This is a genomic window from Sphingomonas sp. BLCC-B65 (genome assembly GCF_028550675.1).
Taxonomy (GTDB): Bacteria; Actinomycetota; Actinomycetes; order Actinomycetales; family Microbacteriaceae; genus Microbacterium.
Map to the genome: position 1 here is coordinate 1,145,512 of NZ_JAQQGL010000001.1, position 24,115 is coordinate 1,169,626.

Consider the following 24,115-nt stretch of genomic DNA (forward strand, 5'->3'; position numbering starts at 1 on the left):
AAGACAATGACAACGGCGTCCACGACATCGACGGGGGTGAACCGCGCACGCGTCGGCGTGCAGAGGTTCGGCACCTTCCTCTCCGGCATGATCATGCCGAACATCGCGGCCTTCATCGCCTGGGGCTTTATCACGATGCTCTTCATCACGAAGGGCTTCTTCGGCGCGGAAAGCCCCTTCGGATGGCACTGGTCGCCCGTCGCCGAGATCATCGGCGGCGGCGGAAACGCAGCCACCATCGGGTGGAACGGCGCGATGACGGCGCTCGCAAGCGGCGATGTCACCGTCTACGTGGGCTTGGTCGGACCGATGGTCACGTACCTGCTCCCGCTGCTGATCGCCAACACCGGCGGCCGCATGGTCTACGACGCCCGAGGCGGCGTGGTCGCGACCATCGCGACGATGGGTGTCATCGTCGGCACCGACATCCCGATGTTCCTCGGAGCCATGATCATGGGTCCGCTGGCCGCGTGGATCACGAAGCAGATGGACAAGCTCTGGGACGGCAAGATCAAGCCCGGCTTCGAGATGCTGGTGAACAACTTCTCCGCCGGCATCCTCGGAATGATCCTCGCGATCGTCGGCTTCTTCGCCTTCGGTCCGATCATGCTCGGCATCTCGACGTTCCTCGGCGGCATCGTCGGCTGGCTCGTGAGCGTCAACCTGCTGCCGCTGCTGTCGATCATCGTCGAGCCGGCGAAGGTGCTGTTCCTCAACAACGCCATCAACCACGGCGTATTCACGCCGCTCGGCATCCAGCAGGCGACCGAGGCCGGCAAGTCGATCCTCTTCCTCATCGAGGCCAACCCCGGTCCCGGTGTGGGTCTCCTGCTGGCGTTCACCTTCTTCGGCGTGGGCGCCGCGCGCGCCTCCGCTCCGGGCGCGATCATCATCCAGTTCTTCGGCGGCATCCACGAGATCTACTTCCCGTACGCGCTGAGCAAGCCGATGACGATCCTCGCCCTCATCGCGGGCGGGGCGACCGGTGTCACGACCAACATGCTGCTGGGCGGCGGCCTCGCCTTCCCGGCGGCACCCGGCAGCATCATCGCCGTGACGGCCGCCGCCATCGGCCCGGGCGTCGGCAACCTGTTCGTCGTCTACCTGTCGGTCATCCTCGCCGCCGCCGTCACGTTCCTGATCACCGCGGTCATCCTGCGGGCATCTCGTAAGCGCGATCTGGCAGCGGAGGCGGAGTCCAGCGCCTCGTTCGAAGCGGCGATCGCCCAGACCGAGGCGAACAAGGGCAAGAGCTCCGAGGCCCTCGCGGGCCTCCGTGCCGGCGCCGCCGCGAACGCCGGGCTGGAGGGCGACCAGTCGTCGCTGTCGGCCGACCGCGCCGCCGATGCCGTCGCGACGGGAACGCTGGCGCCTGTCGGGCGCGTGACGAACATCGTGTTCGCGTGCGACGCCGGCATGGGCTCGTCCGCGATGGGTGCGAGCGTGCTGCGCAACAAGATCAAGAAGGCCGGCGTCGACGACGTCTCGGTCACCAACAAGGCGATCGCGAACCTCGACGGCAGCGAGGACCTCGTGATCACCCAGCAGCAGCTCACCGACCGCGCGCGCGGGCGCACACCGAACGCCACGCACGTATCGGTGGACAACTTCATGAACTCGCCGAAGTACGACGAGGTCGTGGATCTGGTGGTCCGCCAGCACAAGGATCGGGGCTGACGACCAGCCCCACCGCGAACGCCGCGGGGACGGGAGGCGCGATGCCCCGTCCCCGCGGCCGCGGCCCGACGCCGACGTCCCGGACGTACCATGACCGGGACGAGCTTCGAACAGAGACGAGGATGACATGTCACGCGACGTGCTGAAGATCGACCAGGTCCGCATCCACCCGGGGACGGTGAGCAAGCAGGAGGCGATGCGGGAGGCCGCCGACATCCTCGAAGCCGCGGGGGCGGTCACGTCCGCGTACTTCGACGCGATGCTGCAGCGCGAGCAGACGGTCTCGACCTACATGGGCAACGAGCTCGCGATCCCCCACGGCACCAACGAGACCAAAGATGCGATTCTCGACTCGGCACTCTCCTTCGTCCGCTACGACGGCGGCGTCGACTGGGACGGCGAGAAGGTGAGCTTCGTCGTCGGCATCGCCGGCAAGGGCGACGAGCACCTCGACATCCTGTCGCAGATCGCTCTGCTGTTCTCCGAGGACGAGGAGGTCGCACGGCTGAAGGCCGCGACCACCGCGCAAGAGCTCTTCGCGCTGCTGTCGACGGTGAACGGCTGATGAAGGCCGTCCACTTCGGCGCCGGCAACATCGGTCGCGGCTTCGTCGGGCTGCTGCTGCACCAGGGCGGGTACGAGTTGGTGTTCTCGGATGTCGCGGCATCCTTGGTCGACGCGATCAACGCCGCCTCGGAGTACACCGTCCACGAGGTCGGCGACGGCGGCACCGACACCGTCGTCACGGGCTTCCGCGCGATCAACAGTGCCAGCGATCCGCAGGCGCTGATCGACGAGATCGCCACCGCCGACGTGGTGACCACGGCGGTCGGCCCGACGATCCTGCGCTTCGTCGCGCCCCACATCCTGGCGGGCCTGGCGCTTCGCGACCCGTCGCGACCCGCGCTGCAGGTCATGGCGTGCGAGAACGCGATCGGGGCGACCGACACCCTGCGCGACGAGATCCGCGCCCAGGCCGGCGATGCCTGGGATGCGATCAGCAACCGGGCGGTGTTCGCCAACACCGCCGTCGACCGCATCGTGCCCGCGCAGCCGGAGGGCGCGGGCATCGACGTCACCGTGGAACCGTTCTTCGAATGGGCCATCGAACGTCCGCCCTTCGGCGATGCTCCGCCGCACATTCCGGGCGCCCACTTCGTCGACGACCTCGCCCCGTACATCGAGCGCAAGCTCTTCACGGTGAACACCGGTCATGCCGCAACGGCGTACTTCGGTGCCCGTGCGGGTGTCGAGAAGATCTCGGACGCGCTGGCCGATCCGTCCATCGCAGCCCGCGTGGCCGCCGCGCTCGAGGAGACCTCCGCACTGCTGGTCGCGGTGCACGGATGGGCTGCCGCTGAGCTCGCCGAGTACCGGTCGACGATCCTGCGCCGCTTCGCCAACCCGGCTCTTCCCGACACCGTGGGCCGCGTCGGGCGCCAGCCGCTGCGCAAGCTGTCACGCCACGAGCGTTTCGTCGGACCCGCTGCGGCTGCCGCGGAGCGCGGACTGGCGACCGGCGCGCTCGTCGATGCGATCGGTGCCGCCCTCGATTTCGACGAGCCCGACGACGAGCAGTCGGTCGAGATGCAGCGCCGCCTCCGCGAAGAGGATGCCGCGACCTTCACCGCCGCGGTCACCGGACTCGAGCCGTCCCACCCGCTGTTCGCCGCGGTCGAAGCCGTCGTACGCCTCCGTCAGTCCGAGCTCTGACCCGACTCGCGCCCCGGGAACGGCCGGCCGCGCACCGTTCACAACTCCGGAGATCTCTCGGTACACCACCCCCAGCCAGGGCTGTGGCCGACGGTCGCGAGCGCATCTCCGGAGTTGTGAACGGCGGCGACTCCTCCCCCGCCTCCGACTGAACCGGGTCATCCACCGAGGCGGCGCACAGAGCCCCACCCCACGGGCGTCGCGGTCAGAGTTCTGGACATGCTCCGATCTTCTGCCGACCGTCTCGTTCTGCCTCGCGACGTCCCGACCACTGTCCTGCGACGTGCTCACCTGCGCGCCGCGGGAGTCACCAGCCGACAGATCACCGACGCGGTGCGCGACGGGCAGCTCCTGCGCCTGCGGAGGGATCGCTATCTGCCCCGCGACACCGATCCGCAGGTGTGCGCGGCGGTGCACTGGGGCGGGCGCCTGGACTGCGTCTCACTGTTGCGGCTTCTCGGCGTGTTCGTACGGGAGCATGCGGGGCTCCACATCCAGCTCGCTCCGGACGCCTCGCGCACGCCGCGACCGGGGGAGTCGACGCAAATCGTGCGACATTGGCGTCCCAGCTCCGGCGCCGCCGATGATGTCCTCGTACCTGTCCGTGAAGCGCTCTGTGCAGCAGTGCGCTGCCAGAGGCCGCGGGATGCGATCGCCACGCTCGACAGTGCGTGGCATCTCGGAGCAGTGGATGACGACGGTCTCGCTGACGTCTTCGCACACCTTCCCCGGCGCTACCGATCACTGCGGCCGCTTCTCGACCGACGTGCGGAGGCGGGCACCGAGACCCTCGTCCGCCTCATGCTGCGCAATCTGGGACGCCACGTGGAACTGCAGGTGCGACTCGACGGCGTCGGCCGGGTGGATCTCCTCGTCGACGGCTGGCTTGTCATCGAGTGCGACAGTCTCTCGCACCACGGGACGTGGGAGGACCACAAACGAGACCGCCGCAGGGATGCCGCCGCGGTCGGACTCGGCTTCACAACACTGCGGCTGCTCGCCGAGGACATCCTCTTCCGTCCGGAACGGGTGATCGAAGTGCTCCGGCGGGCGGTCAGCCGCGGCCCTCGCGCCACGCCGCAGACCGTGCGAGTTCACGACTCCGGAGAACGGTGAACGGACGGCCCGATCTGTGGCCCACCGGGCCGAACCTGCTCGGAAACTCCGGAGTTGTGAACGGTCGCCGTACTCGAGGCGCGCCCGTGACGGGTCTGCCGTGGGGTGACGGTCAGGCGTCGAAGCCCTCACCGATGAGCTCGATGAGCTCTTCGCGCTCCTCCACCGACAGGAATGCGCCGGCGGCGGCGTTCAGCTGGAACGCCTCCAGATCTTCGAGGCGGTAGTCGAACGTCTCTGCCAGAAGCGCGAGCTCGCGCGTGAGGGAGGTGCGGCTCATCGTGCGGTTGTCGACGTTGACCGTCACGGCGAAGCCGAGCTGGTACAGCAGGTCGAACGGATGATCCTCGAGGTTCTTGCCCCACGCGGCGATCGCACCGGTCTGGAGGTTCGACGAGGGCGACAGCTCGAGCGGAATCTCGCGATCGCGCACCCAGCGCGCCAGGTCGCCGAAGGTCACCAGCACCTCGTCGCCCTGCTGCTGCACGACCTCGAGGTCCTCCGCGATGCGCACACCGTGGCCGAGGCGGAGAGCGCGACCGTCGAGGATCGCGGAGCGGATCGAGTCGAGTCCCGCCGCCTCCCCCGCGTGCACCGTCACCGGGAAGAACTCGGAGGCGAGATAGTCGAACGCGGCGCGATGACGCGACGGCGGGAAGCCGTCCTCGGCTCCGGCGATGTCGAAGCCGACCGCACCGCGGCCGCGGAACGCGACCGCGAGCCGGGCGATCTCCAGCGAGCGGTCAGCATGACGCATCGCCGTGATGAGCTGGCCGACCCGGATGTCGCGACCCGAGCGATCGACGGCGTCCTCGCCCTCCTCGATGCCCTCCTGCACGGCCTCGACGGCTTCTTCGAGGGAGAGCCCTCCGCCCAGGTGCTGCTCGGGGGCCCAGCGCACCTCCCCGTAGATCACGCCGTCGGCGGCGAGGTCCTCGACGAACTCCTTCGCGACGCGGCGCAGGCCGTCGGCGCTCTGCATCACGGCGGTCGTCAGATCGAACGTCTTCAGGTACTCGACGAGTGAACCCGAATCGCTCTGGTCCTCGAACCAGTCGGCGAGCTCCTCGGCATCCGTCGACGGAACGTCGAGGCCGATCTCATCGGCGAGCTCGATGATCGTCTGCGGCCGCAGCGCGCCGTCGAGGTGATCGTGCAGCGAGACCTTGGGAAGCGAGCGGATGGAGACGCCCTCGAGCTTCGGGTCGGCGTAGGGGTCGGTGGCCATGGGGCTTCCTTCTGGTGGGCAGTGCGGGTGGAGCGAAGGGTCAGGCGGTGATGCGCTCGAGGACGAGCGGAGTGGATGCCGGGGCATCCGTTCCGATCTCCCAGGCACCCTCGAGGGCGTCGAGGGCGCGCTCGAAGCGCTTGTCATCATCCGCCAGGAGGGTGAACAACGGCTGTCCGGCGACGATGGATGCGCCGGGCTTGACGTGCAGGTCGATGCCGGCGGCGTGGATGACGGGATCCTGGGCGCGCGCCCGTCCCGCGCCCAGACGCCACGCGGCGATGCCGAACGGAAGCGCCTCCATCCGCGTCAGCACGCCGTCGCGAGCGGCGACCACGGTATGCGTCTCACGCGGTGTCGGCAACGCCGCGTCGGGATCGCCGTCCTGGGCGCGGATCATCTCTCGCCACGCGTCCATGGCGCGCCCGTCGCGCAGGGCCGCCTCGACGTCGGCGTCGGGCTGCCCGGCCAGGGCGAGCATCTCGCGGGCCAGAGCCACGGTCAGCTCGACGATGTCGGCGGGGCCACCGCCGGCGAGCACCTCGACCGACTCGCGCACCTCGTTGGCGTTGCCGATGGTGAGACCGAGCGGCGTGTTCATGTCGGTCAGCAGCGCCGTCGTGGCCACGCCCGAGTCGGTGCCGAGTGCGACCATCGTGCGCGCCAGCTCACGTGCCTTCTCGACGTCGCGCATGAACGCGCCGGAACCGAACTTCACGTCGAGCACGAGCGCGTCGGTACCCTCGGCGATCTTCTTCGACATGATGCTGGACGCGATCAGCGGGATCGCCTCGACGGTCCCGGTCACATCGCGCAGGGCGTACAGACGCTTGTCGGCGGGAGCGAGACCGGAGCCTGCGGCACAGATCACCGGTCCGACGTCGCGCAGCTGCGCGAACATCTCCTCGTTCGACAGGGCGGCGCGCCAGCCGGGGATCGACTCGAGCTTGTCGAGCGTGCCGCCGGTGTGGCCGAGGCCGCGGCCGGACAGCTGTGGCACCGCGACACCGAACGCCGCGACGAGCGGCGCGAGCGGCAGCGTGATCTTGTCACCCACACCGCCGGTGGAGTGCTTGTCGACGGTGCGCTTGCCGAGGCCGGCGAAGCTCATGCGCTCGCCCGAGGCGATCATCGCATCGGTCATGACGCGGATCTCATCGCGGTTCATGCCGTTGAGGAGCACGGCCATCGCGAAGGCCGCCATCTGCGAGTCGGCGACATACTCGCGCGTGTAGGCGTCGATCATCCAGCGCAGGGCGTCCTCGGGCACCGCACCGCGGTCACGCTTGGTACGGATGACGTCGACCGCGTCGAACGGTTCGACCGCGGCATCCGCCGCGCTCTGCGCCGCGCTCATCGCGACACCTCCTCGAGATCGCGCGGGCCGAAGGCATCCGGCAGCACCTCATCGATCGTGCGGATGCCGGAAACGGTCTCCAACAGCATTCCCGGCAGAGCGAACTCGTTGAGCAGCTGGCGGCAGCGCCCGCAGGGCATGATCGTCTCACCGTCCTTGTTGACGCAGACGAAGGCGACGAGCTGCCCACCGCCGGACATGTGCAGATCGCCCACGAGGGCGCATTCGGCGCAGAGCCCGACGCCGTACGAGGCGTTCTCGACGTTGCAGCCCGACACGATGCGTCCATCGCTGACCAGCGCCGCGGCCCCCACCTGATAGCGGGAGTACGGCGCGTAGGCGCGCTGCATGGCCTCGGTGGCGACGGCGCGCAGCTCGTCCCAGTCGATGTCGGTCATGAAAGAGGTCACTCCTTGATATAGGGCTTGCCGGATGCCGCGGGTCCCCGGATCTGGCCGGCGAATCCGACCACCGCGAGGATCGTGACGACGTACGGCAGCATGAGCATGAACTCGCTGGGGATCGGCGTCTTCAGCACGGTCAGCAGGTTCTGCAGGTTGGTGGCGAATCCGAACAGCAGCGCGGCGAGCGTCGCCCGCACCGGATCCCAACGGCCGAAGATCACGGCGGCGAGGGCGATATAGCCGAGCCCCGCCGTCATGTCCTTCGTGAACTGCGGCACCGAGACGAGGGTGAAGTACGCGCCACCCATGCCGGCGATCGCGCCGGCCAGCAGCACGTTCCAGAATCGTGTCGGGTTGACCTTGATGCCGACGGTGTCCGCCGCCTGCGGGTGCTCGCCGACCGCCCGCAGACGCAGGCCCCAGCGCGTGCGGTAGAGCCCCCACGTCACGACGATGACGACGACGATCATGAAGTAGACGAGGAAGGTCTGGTTGAACAGGGCCGGACCGATGACGGGGATGTCGCCGAGGATCGGGATCTTGATGAGGTCGAACCGCGCCGGGCTGTTGAGCGTCTGCGTGTTGGGGGCGAGCATGACGCCGTAGAGGAAGCCGGTGAGGCCTGACACGAAGACGTTCAGCACGACGCCGACGATCACCTGGTCGACGATGTACTTGATCGAGAACGCGGCCAGGGCGAAGGCGACGACGACACCGCCGAGCATCGCACCGACGAGCCCGACGAACGGGTTCTGCGTGATGCTGGAAAGGACGGTCGCCGTGAACGCGCCGAGCAGGAACTGCCCTTCGATCGCGACGTTGACCACGCCGACCCGTTCACCGATGACACCGCCGAGGGCGCCGAAGACCAACGGCACCGCGAGCGAGATCGAGCCGCCGAGCAGCCCGACCAGAGTGATGGCGCCGGACGCGCCGGCACCGGCCCACGTCAGGAACGCGACCATGGCGAGCACGGCGTAGACGATCGGCAGCCAGAGCCCGACCGGGCGATACCGGCGGGCGGCGACGAAGGAGACGACGGCGAGCGCCGTCGCGATCGCCCACGACGCCCAGACCACGGGCAGCGCCGGAATGCTCACGTCGCCCAGAGCGATCGCCGCCCCGGCTTCGGCGAGTCGATACGTGGTGACGCCGTCGCGGGGAGCGAGAAGGAACAGGATGCCGAGGAGTCCGGCGAGCACCAGGAGGGTGATCGGCACCTTCATCGCGCGCACCTGGACGACGGTCGGCTCACCGATCTCGGGAGCGATCACCGGCGCGGTCATGCTGCCACCGCCTTCTGGTCGTTGCCGGCATCCGATCCGTTGCCGCGGGCGCGGCGCCGCGCGAGGCGGGCACGCGAACGCGGCGAGCGCTCGGCGTCGGTCTTGGGAAGGAAGAAGATCGTGCGGATCAGAGGCGGAGCGGCGATGAACAGCACGATCAGCGACTGGACGACGAGAACGATGTCGACCGGGATCTGCTGCAGCGCCTGCATCGGGAACGAGCCCGCCTTGAGCGCGCCGAACAGGATGCCGGCCCAGAACGTGCCCCACGCACGGCTGCGTCCGAGGAGGGCGACGGTGATGGCGTTGAAGCCGATACCGGCGTCGATACCGCCGTCGAAGCCGCTCGTGACCGTGCCCTGGATCTGGCACATGCCCGCGATACCGGCCAGGCCGCCGGCGAACAGCATCGCGTAGATGTAGACACGGGGAACGCTGATGCCCGCGGCGCGGGCCGCGTGCGGGTTCTCGCCGACGGCGCGCATGCGGAAGCCGAGGCTGGAGCGCTCAACGAGCCACCACACGAACAGCGTCGCGACGATGACGATCACGAAGCCCCAGTTGAGCTGGTTGAACTGTTCGCCGAACAGCAGGGGGAAACGCGCGCTCTCCGGCGTGGGCCGGCTGATCGGCTGGATGTTGTCCGGCTTCTGGAGCAGCTCGGGCACACGCACCATCCACGACACCAGGTAGAACGCGATGTAGTTGAGCATGATCGTCAGGATCACCTCGTGCGCGCCGGTGCGCGCTTTGAGCAGACCCACCAGCCCGCCCCACAGCGCACCGCCGATGATGCCGACCACGAGCGTGAGCGGCACCTGGATGATCGCGGGCAGATCCAGCTGGAAGGTCACCAGCGCCGCGGCGGCACACGCGATGAGCATCTGGCCGCGGGCACCGATGTTGAACAGTCCCACCCGGAAGGCGACGGCGATGCCGAGAGCTGCCGCGATGAGCGGTGTCGCAAACCCGAGGGTGTTCGCGAGCGGGCGGATCGCGCTCAGGAAGTCGGGGGCGTTGGGGTTGATGACCGAGCCCGTGAACAGTGCGGCGTACGCGCCGGCGACGGCGGTCCAGGCGGCCGAGAGCGTGTCACCGGGGCGCGCGAAGAAGTATCCGGATGCCGCCTGCACCTCCGGGTTGGTCACGGCGATGAGCACGCCGCCGACGATCAGCGCCAGCACGACGGCCAGGATCGTGGTCACGACATTGCCGCGCAGGATCTCGGTCATGACGCGGTTCGCCGTCGGCGGAGGGGGTACCGCCGCGCCGGGTGCCAGGGGGGCGGGTTCGGTCGTGGTGCTCACGCGGCATCCTCCGTCGGGTTCTCGCCGGCCATCATCAGGCCGAGGACATCACGCGGCGTGTCCGCCGGCACGATGCCCACGATGCGCCCGCGGTACATCACGAGGATGCGGTCGGCGAGCGCAACGACCTCATCGAGCTCGGTGGAGACGACGACGACGGGAATGCCCGCATCGCGCGTCTCGACGATGCGCTTGTGGATGAACTCGATCGAGCCCACGTCCACACCGCGCGTCGGCTGGGAGGCGAGGAAGAGCTTGAGGCTGCGACTGAGCTCGCGCGCGATCACGACCTTCTGCTGGTTACCGCCGGAGAGCGAACCCGCCGCCTGGGCGGGGCCTTGCGTGCGGATGTCGAACTCGGCGATGCGCTCCTTGGCGAAGTCGTCGAGGATGCCGCGCCGAATGGTCCCCCAGCGGGAGAAGTCCGGGTCGTCGGAGCGGTCGAGGATGAGGTTCTCGGCGACCGAGAAGGCTCCGACGAGGCCATCCTCACCGCGGTCCTCGGGCACGAAGCCGACGCCGCTGGCCAGGACCTGGTTGACGCTGCGGCCGAGCAGTTCGGCACCGTCCAGGCGGATCGATCCGGTCGTGTGCGCGCTCAGACCCATGATCGCCTCGGCGAGCTCGGTCTGGCCGTTGCCCTGCACACCGGCGACGGCGAGGACCTCGCCGGGACGGACGTCGAAGCTGATGTCGTCGACGAGGACGACGCCATCGGCGCCGATGACGCGGAGGTCCCTGACCTCGAGGCCGCCCGAGCCGATCTGCGGAGGGTTCTTCTGGACGGTCAGCTCGACCGGTCGACCGACCATCATCGAGGCGAGTTCGGTGTTGGATGCGGTGGGCTCGGCCTCGCCGACCACCTTGCCGAGACGGATGACGGTGATGCGGTCGGCGACGGCGCGCACCTCGCGCAGCTTGTGCGTGATGAACACGATCGCCGTGCCCTCATCCCGCAGCTGCTTCATGATCGACATGAGCTCATCGGTCTCTTGCGGGGTGAGCACTGCAGTGGGCTCGTCGAAGACGAGGACCTTGGCATCGCGCGAGAGCGCCTTGATGATCTCGACGCGCTGCTGCACGCCGACCGGTAGATCGCCGACGAGGGCATCGGGATCGACATCGAACCCGAAACGCGCGGCGACGGCGCGCACGTGCGCCCGCGCGGCGGCGAGGTCGAGGGATCCCATGACGCCGGTCTGCTCATGACCGAGCATGACGTTCTCGGCGACCGTGAAGACCGGGATGAGCATGAAGTGCTGGTGCACCATGCCGATGCCGGCGGCCATCGCGTCTCCCGGACCGCGGAAATCCTGGACGACGTCGTCGAGCAGGATCTGCCCCTCGTCGGCCCGGTAGAGACCGTAGAGAACGTTCATCAGGGTGGACTTTCCGGCACCGTTCTCACCCAGCAGGGCATGGATCTGCCCCGGTTCAACGACGATGTCGATGTGGTCGTTGGCGACGAGCGATCCGAACCGCTTCGTGATGCCACGCAACTCAAGCTTCATACGTGTGACCCTATCCAGAGAGGTCGGGCACGAGAAGAGAGCGGGGCGCTTCGCCGGCCGGCGAAACGCCCCGCTCTCGTGCTCGTGGATTACTTGGGCGAGCTGGGCGAGGTGACCTTGATCTCGCCGCTGACGATCTTCGCCTGCAGCGCCTTCAGCTCGTCCTGCAGACCGGCCGGCAGCTTGCTCTCGTAGTCGTGGAACGACGAGAGGCCGACGCCGTCGTTCTCCAGCGTGCCGACGTACGGCGTGCCGTCGAACTTGCCCTGCGACGCCTGCGTCACGGCGGTGTACACCGCGGTGTCGATGCGCTTCATGACGGAGACGAGGATCTGGTCGGCGACCGAGGGGTCGGCGACGGCGAGGTCGGAGTCGACACCGAGCATGACGGTGTTCTTGCCGCTGTCCTTGATGGCAGCGCTGGCAGACAGGTAGATCGGGCCACCGACGGGCAGGATCACGTCGACACCCTGGTCGAGGATGCCCTGCGCGGTCTGCTTGGCCGTGTCGTTCGCCTTGAAGTCACCCGTGAACGAGCCCTTCTGCGCAGCCGCGTCCCAGCCGAACGACTGGACGTTCGCGCCCTTGTCGGCGTCGTACTTCTTGACGCCCTCGACGAAGCCGTCCATGAAGATGGTCACCGGCGGGATCTGCATGCCGCCGAAGGTGCCGACCTTGTTCACGCCGGATGCCTGCGACCACGCAGCGGCGGCGTAGCCACCGAGGTACGCAGCCTGAGCCGTGTCGAAGAGGAGCGGCTTGATGTTCGGAGCGTCGGTCTTGCCGTCCTGGTCGGTGTCGGCGGAGTCGTCGATGATGGCGAAGTTGACGTTGGGGTTGGCCTTCGCGGCTTCCACCGTCGCGGCGGAGAGCTTGAAGCCGACCGACACGATGAACGTGCAGCCACCCGACAGCAGGGCGTCCATGTTGGGCTTGTAGTCGTTGTCGGACTTCGACTCCACCTCGAGGGGCTTCACGCCCAGCTCTGCGGCAGCCTTGTCCATGCCGTTCTTAGCCGACTCGTTGAACGACTTGTCGTTGAAGCCGCCGTTGTCCGAGACCAGGCAGGGCTTGAAGCCGTCCACGACGGTGCCGCCGGCAGCGGCCGAGCCGGAGCCTGCGGGGGTCGGGGCCGAGCCACAACCGGCGAGGGCGATGATGAGCCCCGCGGCAGCTGTGATGCCGGCGAGCTTCTTGGTGGTCGAGATGGTCAATGCAGCCTCCACATTGATAGACCCGCGGATTTCGCGGGCGCACGGATCGAAGTTACCTACTGTGACGTGGGATTTGCACGCTGCACACCCAGGTGCGGGCGAAAGGTTACAAAGACGCAATCAAGCCGACACGAACGCGGCATCCTGCCCGGTGGCTCGTGATCAGAGCACGTCGCCGCGGCCGGTGAGCTTCAGCGCGTCGACGACGCCCTTCACGCGCTGGGCGTGTTCGCTCGTGGTGACCAGAAGCGCGTCGGGAGTATCCACGACCACGATGTCCTTCACGCCGATCAAGCTGATGACCCTCTTCGTGTGGCTGACGACGATGCCGCTGGCTGCATCGGAGAGAATGCGGGCGTTCTCGCCGAGAATGGCGAGGTCGTTCTTGCGCCCACCGCTGTTGAGCTTGGCGAGACTGGCGAAATCACCGACGTCGTCCCAGTCGAAGTGGCCGGGCACCACGGCCAGGCGCCCCTTCTCGGCAGCCGGCTCGGCCACCACGTAGTCGATCGCGATCTTCGGCAGCTTGGGCCAGATACGGTCGACCGCGGGACCACGGCGATCGCGGTCGTCCCACGCCTCGGCGAGTTCGATCAGTCCCGCATGCAGTTCAGGATTGTTGGCCTCGATCTCCGCGAGCAGCACGTCGGCGCGAGAGATGAACATGCCGGCGTTCCAGAGATAGTCGCGATCGGCGAGGTACTGCTTCGCCGTCTCGAGGTCGGGCTTCTCGACGAAACGCTCGACCAGCGAGGCGTCCCGCGCGCCCTCGACGATGAGCTCGCCGCCGCGTTTGATGTAGCCGAAACCGACCGCGGGCTCAGACGGCGAGATGCCGACGGTGCAGATGTAGCCCTCGCGCGCCACCTCCACCGCATCTCGGACGGCGAACTCGAACACCCGCGTGCCGCGGATCACGTGGTCGGCCGCGAATGATCCGATGATGACGTCGGGCTCGCGGCGGTGCAGGATCGCGGCGGCCAGGCCGATCGCGGCCGCCGAGTCGCGCGGCTCGGATTCGAGGAACACGTTGCGGTCGGGGATGCCAGGAAGCTGCTCTTCCACGGCGGCCCGGTGGGCACGTCCTGTGACGACGGCGATGCGGTCGGGCCCGGACAGCGGCGCGAGGCGGTCCCAGGTGTCGCGCAGGAGGGAGTGCCCCGATCCGGTGAGGTCGTGAAGGAACTTGGGTGCGTCGGCGCGCGACAGCGGCCACAGGCGGCTGCCGACACCCCCGGCGGGAATCACGGCGTAGAAGTCGTCGATCGGATCGGCCATGCCGCCAGGGTACCGGGCCGCACGTGACGGACCGATTTCGTCAAGAAGGCCGTTTCGTTCCGAATCTCTCGATATCGAGAGAACTTAGGCTCGCCTTCGTCGCCCTGCTCTCGAACGCCGACTTAGGATATGACTGCGCCCGTGTGCGACGCCGAGGGTCCAGTGCCGTTGTGAACCCCGGGGCCGATGTCAGCCCCCGCCGTACCGAGGTGTCCGTTCACACCAAGGGAGGACGACCGTGTCTGCACCAGCACGCGTCACACCGTCGGTAGCTCAGACCACGTCCAAGACGCCGCGCGGAACGCTCTACCGCGGCAACGAGGGCATGTGGTCCTGGGTGCTGCACCGCATCACCGGCGTCGCCATCTTCTTCTTCCTGCTCGTGCACGTGCTCGACACTGCCCTGATCCGCCTCTCCCCCGAGGCGTACGACGCGGTCATCGGCACGTACAAGAACCCGATCATGGGCTTCGGCGAGGTCGCTCTGGTCGCGGCCATCGTCTACCACGCCTTCAACGGCCTGCGCATCATCGCGGTCGACCTGTGGCCGTGGGCGACCCGCCACCAGCGTCAGCTGTGGTGGGGCGTGCTGGGCCTGTGGGTCGTGACCGTGGGCGGATTCGCCGCACGCCACATCCCCATCGTGCTGTCCAACATCGGAGGCGGTCACTGATGTCCACCCTCACCCCGAGCAACGACCAGACCATCCCCGCGCCCCGCGCCCCGCAGGTGCGCAAGAAGGGGGCCAACCTCGAGAAGATCGGCTGGATCTACATGCGCGCCTCCGGCGTGCTGCTGGTCGTGCTGATCTTCGGGCACCTCTTCGTGAACCTGATGCTCGGCGAGGGCATCCACGGCATCGACTTCGCCTTCGTCGCCGGCAAGTTCGCGAGCCCGTTCTGGCAGGTCTGGGACGTGCTGATGCTCTGGCTCGCCCTCATCCACGGCGCGAACGGCATGCGCACGATCGTCAACGACTACGTCGTCGGCGCGACCACCCGCAAGGTGCTCGTGTGGGCCCTGTGGATCGCCGCAGGCTTCCTGATCGTGCTCGGCACCCTCGTCGTCTTCACCTTCGACCCGTGCCTGGGCGTGGAGAACTCGACGACGGACTGGCTCATCCAGATGTGCGCCGCGCGCTGAGCGCGCGCACCACGACGCTCACGACGACGCAGAAGACAAGGCATTCCTGACGTGACTACCCAGCAGCATCCCGAGGCCGTACTCAAGGACGGCGTCTACTACCACGAGTTCGACATCGTCATCGTGGGCGCCGGCGGCGCCGGCATGCGCGCCGCGATCGAGGCGGGTCCGGGCGCCCGCACCGCCGTGATCACGAAGCTCTATCCGACCCGGTCGCACACCGGCGCGGCGCAGGGCGGAATGGCGGCGGCGCTCGCGAACGTCGAAGAGGACTCCTGGGAGTGGCACACCTTCGACACCGTCAAGGGCGGCGACTACCTCGTCGACCAGGATGCCGCGGAGATCCTCGCCCGCGAGGCGATCGACGCCGTCATCGACCTCGAGAACATGGGCCTGCCCTTCAACCGCACCCCCGAGGGCAAGATCGATCAGCGCCGTTTCGGCGGCCACACCGCCGACCACGGCAAGACGCCGGTGCGCCGTGCGTGCTACGCGGCCGACCGCACCGGCCACATGATCCTGCAGACGCTGTTCCAGAACTGCGTGAAGCTCGGCATCAACTTCTTCAACGAGTACTACGCGCTCGATCTGATCACCGTGAAGGACGCCGACGGCAACACGCAGGTCGCCGGTGTCGTCGCCTACGAACTGGCGACGGGCGATCTGCACGTCTTCCACTCCAAGGCGGTCATCTTCGCCACGGGCGGTTTCGGCAAGATCTACAAGACGACCTCCAACGCGCACACCCTCACCGGCGACGGTGTCGGCATCGTCTGGCGCAAGGGTCTGCCCCTCGAGGACATCGAGTTCTTCCAGTTCCACCCGACAGGGCTTGCCGGCCTCGGCATCCTGCTCACCGAGGGCGCCCGCGGTGAGGGAGCAATCCTGCGCAACGCCTCCGGCGAGCGGTTCATGGAGCGCTACGCCCCCACCATCAAAGACCTCGCTCCGCGCGACATCGTCGCCCGCTGCATGGTCAAGGAGGTGCTGGAAGGTCGCGGCGCCGGCCCCCACAAGGACTACGTCTACCTCGACTGCACCCACCTGGGCGCCGAGGTCCTGGAGACCAAGCTCCCCGACATCACCGAGTTCGCGCGGACGTACCTCGGCGTCGACCCCGTCACCGAACCGGTGCCGGTGATGCCGACGGCTCACTACGCGATGGGCGGCATCCCGACCAACAACAACGGCGAGGTGCTGCAGAACAACGACACCGTCGTGCCCGGCCTCTACGCCGCCGGTGAATGCGCGTGCGTCTCGGTGCACGGCGCGAACCGCCTCGGCACCAACTCGCTGCTGGACATCAACGTCTTCGGAAAGCGCAGCGGTCGCAACGCCGTCCAGTACGTGCAGACCGCTGATTTCGTGCCGCTGCCCGAGGACCCCGCCAAGGAGGTCCGCGAGATGCTCGAGGGTCTGCGAAGCAACACCGGCACCGAGCGCGTCGCGGTGCTCCGCAAGACGCTGCAGGAGGAGATGGACGCCAACGCCCAGGTCTTCCGCACCGAGGAGACCCTGACCAACGTCATGGGCACCATCCACGACCTGCGCCAGCGCTTCAAGAACGTGCACATCGACGACAAGGGCAAGCGCTTCAACACCGATCTGCTCGAGGCCGTCGAGCTCGGCTTCCTTCTCGACCTTGCCGAGATCGTCGCGTACGCCGCCCGCAACCGTCGCGAGAGCCGCGGCGGACACATGCGCGAGGACTACCCCGACCGCGACGACGAGCAGTACATGCAGCACACGATGGCCTACCTCACCGGCGACCCGCACTCGCCCGACCCCGAGGATCACATCAAGCTGGACTGGAAGCCCGTCGTGTTCACCAAGAACGACAAGGGCGAATTCAACTACCCACCGATGGAGAGGAAGTACTGATGTCGACCGCCATCGTCGAGCAGGACGTCGTCGCCGAGACGACCGGTGAGGCCCCGATCCAGTCGTACCTCGTCACCTTCATCATCCGTCGTTTCGACCCCGAGACCGACAGCGAGCCGCGCTGGGTCGACTACGACGTCGAGATGTACCCCACCGATCGCGTGCTGGACGCCCTGCACAAGATCAAGTGGGAGGTCGACGGCTCCCTGACCTTCCGTCGGTCGTGCGCCCACGGCATCTGCGGCTCCGACGCGATGCGCATCAACGGCCGCAACCGCCTGGCCTGCAAGACGCTGATCAAGGACCTCGACATCTCGAAGCCGATCTACGTCGAGGCGATCAAGGGTCTGCCGCTGGAGAAGGACCTCGTCGTCGACATGGAGCCGTTCTTCGCGTCGTACCGCGAGGTGCAGCCGTTCCTCATCGCCAACAGCAAGCCCGAGGCCGGCAAGGAGCGCATCCAGTCGATCGTCGACCGCGAGATCTTCGACGACACCACCAAGTGCATCCTGTGCGCCGCGTGCACCTCGTCGTGCCCGGTGTTCTGGACCGACGGCCAGTACTTCGGCCCCGCCGCGATCGTCAACGCGCACCGGTTCATCTTCGACTCGCGCGATGACGCGGCGACCACGCGCCTGGACATCCTCAACGACAAGGAAGGCGTGTGGCGTTGCCGCACGACCTTCAACTGCACCGAGGCCTGCCCCCGCGGCATCGAGGTCACCAAGGCGATCGCCGAGGTCAAGCAGGCCGTCATGCGCGGCGGTCGCTGAGTCCGCCGACCACCGACCAGCAGAGCGGATGCCGGGACCGTAACGGCCCCGGCATCCGCTCTCGCTACGCTGATCTGGTGACGGATTCGTCGGAACGCGCGGATGCCGCGTGGCGTGCGCGCTGGGAGCAGTCGCCCCTGCGGGAGCGCCTGGACGAGCCGATCGAGCGCGCGACGGAGATCACGCGCAAGACGCTCGGGTGGTTCCCGATCCGCGTATGGCGTCATTTCCTGCGCGCCAACGGGTTCCTGCTCGCCGCGGCGATCAGCTACCAGTCCCTGTTCGCGATCTTCGCCGTGATCTACTTCGGCTTCGCGATCGTCGGTATCTGGCTCGGGGGCAGCGCTCAGGCCATCGCCGGACTCATCCATATCCTCAACCTCTACATCCCGGGCCTCATCGGGCGCGAGGATGGCCAGGGGCTGGTGAGCGAAGCCGACGTCGCGCAGATCGCGCAGGAGTCGGCGAGTGTGCTCGCTGTCACGGGTGCCGTGGCGTTCATCGCCGCGCTGTGGACGGCGATCGGCTTCGTCACGTTCACCCGGCGCGCCGTGCGCGACATCTTCGGGTTGCCGTTCGACACCCGCAGTTACGTGTTGTTGAAGGCCAGGGACTTCTTCGCGGCCGCCCTGTTCGGACTGGCGCTGGTGATCGGCGCGATCCTCGCCAGCGTCGCTGCGGGTGCGATCGAGCTGCTGTTCCAGCTGTTCCAGTGGCCCGGCTACTCGAACTGGGTGTGGGTGACGGGCCGCATCGCCTCGGGGGCGGTCGCCTTCGCGATCAACACCGCTGCCATCGGGGCGCTGATCCGCTTCCTCACCGGAACCTCGTTACGGTGGCGGCTGATCCTCCCCGGCGCCGCACTCGGCGGCGCCGCGATGGTGGTCCTCCAGTACGGGGCTGGAATCCTCCTCTCCTACTCCCCCTCCAACCCGCTGCTGGCGACCTTCTCGGTCTTCGTCGGATTCCTGCTCTGGTTCCGTTTGGTCGGCATCGTGATCCTCGTCGCGGCGTCATGGGTCGCCCTCACGGCGCAGGACGCGGACGTGCCCATCGAGCAGTTGTCGGCGGACGAGCAGCGGCGTCGCGAGCACGCCGCATTGCTGATCGCCGCGCGGGTACGCGTGCGCGACGCCCACCTCGCGCGCGCCGACGCACCCTGGTGGCGGCGTTGGCACGAGACGCGTGAGCTCCGGCGCGCCGAAGACGACCTCGCGCGGGTCGAGGCCGACGCTCCCCCGCCCCCGCGCGGCCTCCTCGGCTGAGGGCCGCGGACCCCGCGTCGCGTGTCGGCGGCGCTCGTTAGGGTTGACGGGTGCCCCGAAACCTGCGCGTCGCCTCCGTCAACGTCAACGGCATCCGTGCCGCCGCCCGGAAGGGCATGCTCCCGTGGCTCGAGACGGCCGACGTCGACGTGCTGACTCTGCAGGAGGTGCGCGGCGAGGCGACGCACCTCGCCGACGCTCTGCCCGGGTGGCACATCGTCAACGACGAAGCGGTGGCGAAGGGTCGCGCCGGTGTCGCGATCGCGGCTCGCGAGCCGATCGACATCTGGCGCATCGAACTCGGCGACGACACCCTCGATTCCCGCGGACGTTGGGTCGAAGCCGACATCGACGTCGCCGGCGAGAAGGTGACGATCGTCAGCGCGTATGTCCACACCGGCGAAGCCGACACCGAGAAGCAGGTGGCCAAATACGCGTTCCTCGACGCGATGGAATCCCGGATGCCGAAGCTCGGCGAGTTGGCCCTCATCACGGGCGACCTCAACGTGGGTCACCGCGAACTCGACATCCGCAATTGGCGGGGCAACGTCAAGAAGGCGGGCTTCCTGCCCCGCGAGCGCGCGTACTTCGACCGCTTCACGGGCCCCGAAGGCGAACAGGTCGTCGGCACGGACGGCACCACCGGCACGGGGCTCGGCTGGGTCGACGTGGGACGCCGGTGGGCGGGCGAGGTCGACGGCCCCTACTCGTGGTGGTCGAACCGCGGCAAGGCGTTCGACACCGACACCGGTTGGCGGATCGACTACCACCTCGCCTCGCCGGCGTTGGCCGCGCGCGTCGTCGACTATCGTGTCGTGCGCGCACCCTCGTGGGACACACGGTGGAGCGATCACGCGCCCGTGGTGGCCGACTACGCGTTCTGAACTGTCCGGCGGAGCTGTCGCCCCGGCGGACGGCAGGGCACCGGCATCCGTTCTCTAGACTTGGACAATGACCAGGCCCCGCCTCTACTCCGGAATGCAGCCCTCCGCCGACTCCCTCCAGATCGGCAACTACATCGGGGCCCTGCTGCAGTGGCGTGACCTGCAGGAGGAGTACGAGGCCTTCTTCTCCGTCGTCGATCTGCACGCTCTGACCCAGCCGAACGATCCGGCGGAGCTGCGGGAGAAGACCCGGCGCACGGCGGCGCAGTACATCGCCGCCGGCATCGAACCGTCGAAGTCGACGCTGTACGTGCAGTCGCACGTGCGCGCCCACGCCGAGCTCGCCTGGGTGCTCTCGACCATCACCGGATTCGGTGAGGCGAACCGCATGACGCAGTTCAAGGACAAGTCTGCGCGGTACGGCGCCGACCAGACGAACGTCGGTCTGTTCACGTACCCGGTGCTGATGGCCGCTGACATCCTGCTCTATCAGACCGACATCGTCCCGGTCGGCGACGATCAGAAGCAGCACGTCGAACTCACCCGCGACCTCGCAGAGCGCTTCAACTCCCGCTACGGCCAGACCTTCCGCATGCCCATGCCGGTGATCCAGCAGGAAACGGCCCGCATCTACGACCTGCAGAACCCCACCGCCAAGATGAGCAAGTCGGCCGAGTCGGATGCCGGCGTGCTGTGGATGCTGAATGACCCGGCCGTGTCGGCCAAGAAGATCATGCGCGCCGTCACCGACAGCGAGGGCGTGGTCCGCTACGACAAGGAGAACAAGCCCGGGGTGTCCAACCTGCTGGTGATCTACGCGGCCCTGACGGGACGTCAGATCCCCTCGATCGAGGACGAGTACGCGGGCCGCGGCTACGGTGACTTCAAGAAGGGTCTCGCGGAGGTGGTCGTGAACGAGTTCGGGCCGGTGCGTGCCCGGGCGCTCGACCTGCTGTCCGACCCGGCCGAGCTCGACCGGGTGCTCGCCGCCAACGCCGACCGCGCCGCCGAGGTCGCCGATGCGACCCTCGCCGACGTGTACGCGAAGGTCGGGCTGCTCCGCCGCGGCTGATCCCTCGGGGGCGCTGTTGCCGCGGGAACTGCTGTTGCCGCGGGCGCCGGCCGCGCACAACTCCGCCTCATCGCGGCATCCCGCCCCGGAATGCCACCCGGCGACGAGCTCAGGCGGAGTTACGCACGCCGCGAGCGTGCCGGCCGAGGCCGGGCAACGGCGTGTGCGCGGAGAAGGGCTCGGATCGCGGCCTGCACGTCTTGCGGGCGCAAGAAGACCTGAGCGGCCGTGACCCGCAGCACGACGCAGCCCTGGGCGGCCAGCGCGAGGTCCCGGTCGCGGTCCTTGACCTGCTGCCTCCAGTCCGAATGGAACTGCCGGCTGTCGCACTCGATGACCAGCCATCCCTCGACCAGCAGGTCGACCCAGCCGACGCCGGGGAAGAACACCTGCGGCTCCGCGTGCGCCCCCGTCGCGCGCACCATCAGACGCACGAGGGTCTCCGATCCGGCCTGCGACCGACCGTCGACCAGCGGCCTCAGCGCACCATACTTCCGCGGCAGCACATCGAAGATCCGGTCGAGATCGGAGCGCACGATCGCGCCGCGGTTCAGTGCACTGTCGAGGGTCGCGATAGCGTGCCGGGGAGGCTGACAGAGCACGGAGTGCGCGAGAGCATCGAGCAGGCCCACACGCACCGAATTCGCCCGATCCGGCTGCATCAGCGGGAGCCAGTGCAGCGTCAGCCGGTCTCGCCGATGCCGAGGTGAAATCGGCGTACGAACCCCTTCGGCGCCGCGCAGTCTGCTCGACCCGCGCTGAAGATGCACGTGGAGGGCATCGTTGGCGAACACGAACACCCCCTCGGCGGCGAGCAGACTGAGACAGGTCAACCGGCCCCCGACGCGCACGGCCGCGACGATCGACCGGGGTGCGTCAGCCACCAGGTAGTGGTCGCGGCGGGCGCGGATGATCGCGCCCGCGCGTACGGCGTCGGTGATCTGGCGACGGCTCATGCCCGCCTGTCGTAGTTCTCGGGAACTCACGCATTCAACCTGGTCCACGACGACGATGCTCGACCGGCGCCGGGATGCAGGGCCGGCGTGTCAGTCGATCTGCGGACAGAACGCTCGGATGCTGCGCTGGGGAGGGGTTCGCGGATGCCGTGCACAACTCCATCTGAAGAGGTTGCGGTTGTCGCGAAACGAGGCGGCGGCACCGTTCAGGCGGAGTTATGCACCGTCGGGACGGGTCGGGCAGGCGGGCGGGTCGGGCGGGCGGGCGGGCGGGCGGGGATAGGCTCGCGGCATGCAACCGGTGACACTGCGGACGACGCGACTGGAACTTTCGCTGCCGACCGAGAACGATGTCGACGCGATCTACGCCGCCTGCCAGGACGAGCTGATCCAGCGCTTCACGACGGTGCCGTCGCCGTACGAGCGCGCGCACGCCGAGGGGTTCGTCGACAAAGTCGCGGGCTGGTGGGATGCCGAGACGGAGGCGACCTGGGCGCTGCGCCACGACGGCATGCTCGCCGGCATGATGGGCCTGCATCGCCTCGGCCAGGGATCCGGCGAACTGGGCTACTGGATGACGCCCGCCGCGCGCGGTCGGGGACTGGTCGTGGAGGCGGCGCAGAGGGTGATCGACTGGGGCTTTTCTCCGGACGGACTGGGATTGCAACGGATCGAGTGGCGCGCCGTGGTCGACAATCCCGCATCGCACCGCGTCGCGCAGCGACTCGGATTCCGCTACGAGGGCCGGGTACGCTCCGCTCTCGTCAACGGAGCCGGCGTGCGCGCCGACGGCCTCATCGCGGGCTTGCTCGCCGACGATGAGCGCGCCCCACAGGTATGGCCCGCCGCCGGCTGACCCTGACGCGGTGTCGGGGCGCAGTGGCAGGATGAGGCCATGCCCGAGATGCCGGAGGTGCAAGGTCTCGTCGACTTCCTCGCCGAGCGCGCGACGGGACGCACCATCACGAAGGTGACGGTCGCCAACATCGCGGCGCTCAAGACCTACGACCCGCCCATCGACGGCCTCGTCGGGGGCCGCATCGGTGAAGCCCGGCGCCACGGCAAGTTCGTCGACCTGGCGACGGATGCCGGCATCCATCTCATCTTCCATCTCGCCAAGGCCGGTTGGCTGCGCTGGTACGAGACGGTTCCCGACACGGTGATCCGACCGGGCAAGACGCCGATCGCGCTGCGCGTGCGCCTCGACGACGGCGCCGGATTCGACCTGACCGAGGCCGGCACCAAGAAGTCGCTCGCCGTGTACGCCGCTCGCGCTGCGCAGGATGTGCCGGGCATCGCACGACTGGGTCCCGATCCGCTCTCGGCTGACTTCACGCGCGACGCTCTCGCCGCCCTGCTGGCCGGGCGCCGCACGCAGATCAAGGGGCTGCTGCGCGACCAGGCGATCATCGCGGGTATCGGTAACGCCTACTCCGACGAGATCCTGCACGCGGCGCGGATGTCGCCGTATGCGCTCGCGGCGAGCCTGACCGATGCCGATGTCGACGGCCTCTACTCCGCGATGCGCACGACACTGACGGATGCCGTCGCATCGGCGTCCGGCAGGCCCCCGGCAGATCTGAAGGATGCGAAACGTCGCGGAATGTCGGTGCACGGCCGGCGGGGTGAGGCGTGCCCGGTGTGCGGCGACGAGGTACGCAGCGTCTTCTTCGCGGACAACTCGCTGGAGTACTGTCCCACCTGCCAGACCGGCGGAAAGCTGCTCGCCGACCGGCGACTGTCGCGACTGCTGAAATAGGGCAGCGCGCTCTGCACCGACACGGAATGAAATCCTCTGCAGGGCGTTGACTAGGATCAAGTGCAAGAAACGTGCTCCGGGGTCGGTGTGAATCCGAACCGGCGGTGACAGTCCGCGAGCTCCTCCCAGGAGGGGTTGATCCGGTGGAATTCCGGGACCGACGGTGATGCGTGACGGTTCGACGAGAACCCGATCGCTAGTCCGGATGGGAGGCAGCACGGATGCCGTCGCGCACGCCGCGGCGGGATCTGCGGTGTCGGCCGTGCCCCGGAGCCTCACAGAAGGACGACG

The 24,115-nt window shown here is 68.2% G+C and carries 22 protein-coding genes and 1 riboswitch; of the genes, 13 read left to right on the forward strand and 9 right to left on the reverse strand.

Features of this window, described 5'->3' with window-relative positions:
• Positions 1–6: 6 nt before the first annotated feature.
• From PP359_RS05565 to PP359_RS05580, 4 genes are all read left to right on the forward strand, one after another.
• Entirely contained in the window at positions 7–1,677 is a 1,671-nt protein-coding gene (locus tag PP359_RS05565; RefSeq protein ID WP_135948455.1) for a PTS mannitol transporter subunit IIBC, read from the forward strand.
• Positions 1,678–1,804: 127 nt separating this feature from the next.
• Positions 1,805–2,242, forward strand: a complete 438-nt coding sequence (locus tag PP359_RS05570; protein ID WP_036315826.1) for a PTS mannitol transporter subunit IIA — start codon at positions 1,805–1,807, stop codon at positions 2,240–2,242.
• On the forward strand, positions 2,242–3,390 hold the full coding sequence (locus PP359_RS05575; RefSeq protein ID WP_499250065.1) for a mannitol-1-phosphate 5-dehydrogenase: 1,149 nt from the start codon (positions 2,242–2,244) through the stop codon (positions 3,388–3,390). The genes PP359_RS05570 and PP359_RS05575 overlap by 1 nt, the downstream gene beginning before the upstream one ends.
• A gap of 219 nt (positions 3,391–3,609) precedes the next feature.
• A complete protein-coding gene (locus PP359_RS05580) occupies positions 3,610–4,506 on the forward strand; it encodes an endonuclease domain-containing protein (RefSeq protein WP_135948457.1) in 897 nt (298 codons plus the stop codon).
• Between the two features lie 112 nt (positions 4,507–4,618).
• Here the strand turns inward: PP359_RS05580 and PP359_RS05585 are convergent, their stop codons facing one another.
• The 8 genes from PP359_RS05585 to PP359_RS05620 form a co-directional block, all read right to left on the reverse strand.
• Entirely contained in the window at positions 4,619–5,734 is a 1,116-nt protein-coding gene (locus PP359_RS05585) for an adenosine deaminase (RefSeq protein ID WP_112932567.1), read from the reverse strand.
• 40 nt (positions 5,735–5,774) lie between these two features.
• On the reverse strand, positions 5,775–7,091 hold the full coding sequence (locus tag PP359_RS05590) for a thymidine phosphorylase (protein ID WP_294945307.1): 1,317 nt from the start codon (positions 7,089–7,091) through the stop codon (positions 5,775–5,777).
• Entirely contained in the window at positions 7,088–7,489 is a 402-nt protein-coding gene (locus tag PP359_RS05595) for a cytidine deaminase (protein ID WP_036315842.1), read from the reverse strand. Before PP359_RS05595 ends, PP359_RS05590 begins: the two co-directional genes overlap by 4 nt.
• A gap of 8 nt (positions 7,490–7,497) precedes the next feature.
• The gene (locus tag PP359_RS05600) at positions 7,498–8,781 is read right to left on the reverse strand and encodes an ABC transporter permease (RefSeq protein ID WP_294945311.1); all 1,284 of its coding nucleotides are present in this window, start codon (positions 8,779–8,781) and stop codon (positions 7,498–7,500) included.
• Positions 8,778–10,088 carry an ABC transporter permease gene (locus PP359_RS05605; protein WP_051498707.1) on the reverse strand — a complete coding sequence of 437 codons (1,311 nt, stop codon included), beginning with the start codon at positions 10,086–10,088 and terminating at the stop codon, positions 8,778–8,780. Before PP359_RS05605 ends, PP359_RS05600 begins: the two co-directional genes overlap by 4 nt.
• Positions 10,085–11,599, reverse strand: coding sequence for an ABC transporter ATP-binding protein (locus PP359_RS05610; RefSeq protein WP_499250066.1), 1,515 nt, complete (start codon positions 11,597–11,599; stop codon positions 10,085–10,087). The genes PP359_RS05605 and PP359_RS05610 overlap by 4 nt, the downstream gene beginning before the upstream one ends.
• 89 nt (positions 11,600–11,688) lie before the next feature.
• A complete protein-coding gene (locus tag PP359_RS05615) occupies positions 11,689–12,813 on the reverse strand; it encodes a BMP family lipoprotein (RefSeq protein WP_036284482.1) in 1,125 nt (374 codons plus the stop codon).
• A 162-nt stretch (positions 12,814–12,975) separates the two neighbouring features.
• Positions 12,976–14,091: a mannose-1-phosphate guanylyltransferase gene (locus PP359_RS05620; protein WP_039412764.1), complete on the reverse strand. Its 1,116-nt coding sequence runs from the start codon at positions 14,089–14,091 to the stop codon at positions 12,976–12,978.
• Between the two features lie 238 nt (positions 14,092–14,329).
• Between PP359_RS05620 and sdhC the strand changes: the two genes are divergently transcribed.
• From sdhC to trpS, 7 genes are all read left to right on the forward strand, one after another.
• Entirely contained in the window at positions 14,330–14,764 is a 435-nt protein-coding gene (sdhC, locus tag PP359_RS05625) for a succinate dehydrogenase, cytochrome b556 subunit (protein ID WP_005048122.1), read from the forward strand.
• The gene (locus PP359_RS05630) at positions 14,764–15,234 is read left to right on the forward strand and encodes a succinate dehydrogenase hydrophobic membrane anchor subunit (protein WP_039412770.1); all 471 of its coding nucleotides are present in this window, start codon (positions 14,764–14,766) and stop codon (positions 15,232–15,234) included. The genes sdhC and PP359_RS05630 overlap by 1 nt, the downstream gene beginning before the upstream one ends.
• A 51-nt stretch (positions 15,235–15,285) precedes the next feature.
• A complete protein-coding gene (sdhA, locus tag PP359_RS05635; RefSeq protein WP_294982432.1) occupies positions 15,286–17,115 on the forward strand; it encodes a succinate dehydrogenase flavoprotein subunit in 1,830 nt (609 codons plus the stop codon).
• On the forward strand, positions 17,115–17,888 hold the full coding sequence (locus PP359_RS05640; protein WP_005048113.1) for a succinate dehydrogenase iron-sulfur subunit: 774 nt from the start codon (positions 17,115–17,117) through the stop codon (positions 17,886–17,888). The genes sdhA and PP359_RS05640 overlap by 1 nt, the downstream gene beginning before the upstream one ends.
• Positions 17,889–17,965: 77 nt before the next feature.
• Entirely contained in the window at positions 17,966–19,153 is a 1,188-nt protein-coding gene (locus PP359_RS05645) for a YihY/virulence factor BrkB family protein (protein ID WP_294980243.1), read from the forward strand.
• Between the two features lie 50 nt (positions 19,154–19,203).
• Entirely contained in the window at positions 19,204–20,037 is an 834-nt protein-coding gene (locus PP359_RS05650) for an exodeoxyribonuclease III (RefSeq protein ID WP_499250067.1), read from the forward strand.
• 67 nt (positions 20,038–20,104) lie between these two features.
• Positions 20,105–21,109 carry a tryptophan--tRNA ligase gene (gene trpS, locus PP359_RS05655; RefSeq protein WP_499250068.1) on the forward strand — a complete coding sequence of 335 codons (1,005 nt, stop codon included), beginning with the start codon at positions 20,105–20,107 and terminating at the stop codon, positions 21,107–21,109.
• Positions 21,110–21,228: 119 nt separating this feature from the next.
• Here trpS and PP359_RS05660 read toward each other — a convergent pair whose 3' ends face one another.
• Positions 21,229–22,113 (reverse strand): type IV toxin-antitoxin system AbiEi family antitoxin domain-containing protein, encoded by an 885-nt coding sequence (locus PP359_RS05660; RefSeq protein ID WP_112932559.1) that lies wholly within the window; start codon positions 22,111–22,113, stop codon positions 21,229–21,231.
• 244 nt (positions 22,114–22,357) lie between these two features.
• On the opposite strand from PP359_RS05660, the gene PP359_RS05665 reads away from it, so the two are divergent.
• Both PP359_RS05665 and PP359_RS05670 read left to right on the forward strand, forming a co-directional pair.
• Complete coding sequence (locus tag PP359_RS05665) at positions 22,358–22,921, forward strand: GNAT family N-acetyltransferase (RefSeq protein ID WP_039414015.1); 564 nt, start codon at positions 22,358–22,360, stop codon at positions 22,919–22,921.
• A gap of 39 nt (positions 22,922–22,960) precedes the next feature.
• On the forward strand, positions 22,961–23,824 hold the full coding sequence (locus PP359_RS05670; protein ID WP_294980247.1) for an Fpg/Nei family DNA glycosylase: 864 nt from the start codon (positions 22,961–22,963) through the stop codon (positions 23,822–23,824).
• A gap of 67 nt (positions 23,825–23,891) precedes the next feature.
• A riboswitch (FMN riboswitch) is annotated at positions 23,892–24,047 on the forward strand.
• Positions 24,048–24,115 lie beyond the last annotated feature (68 nt).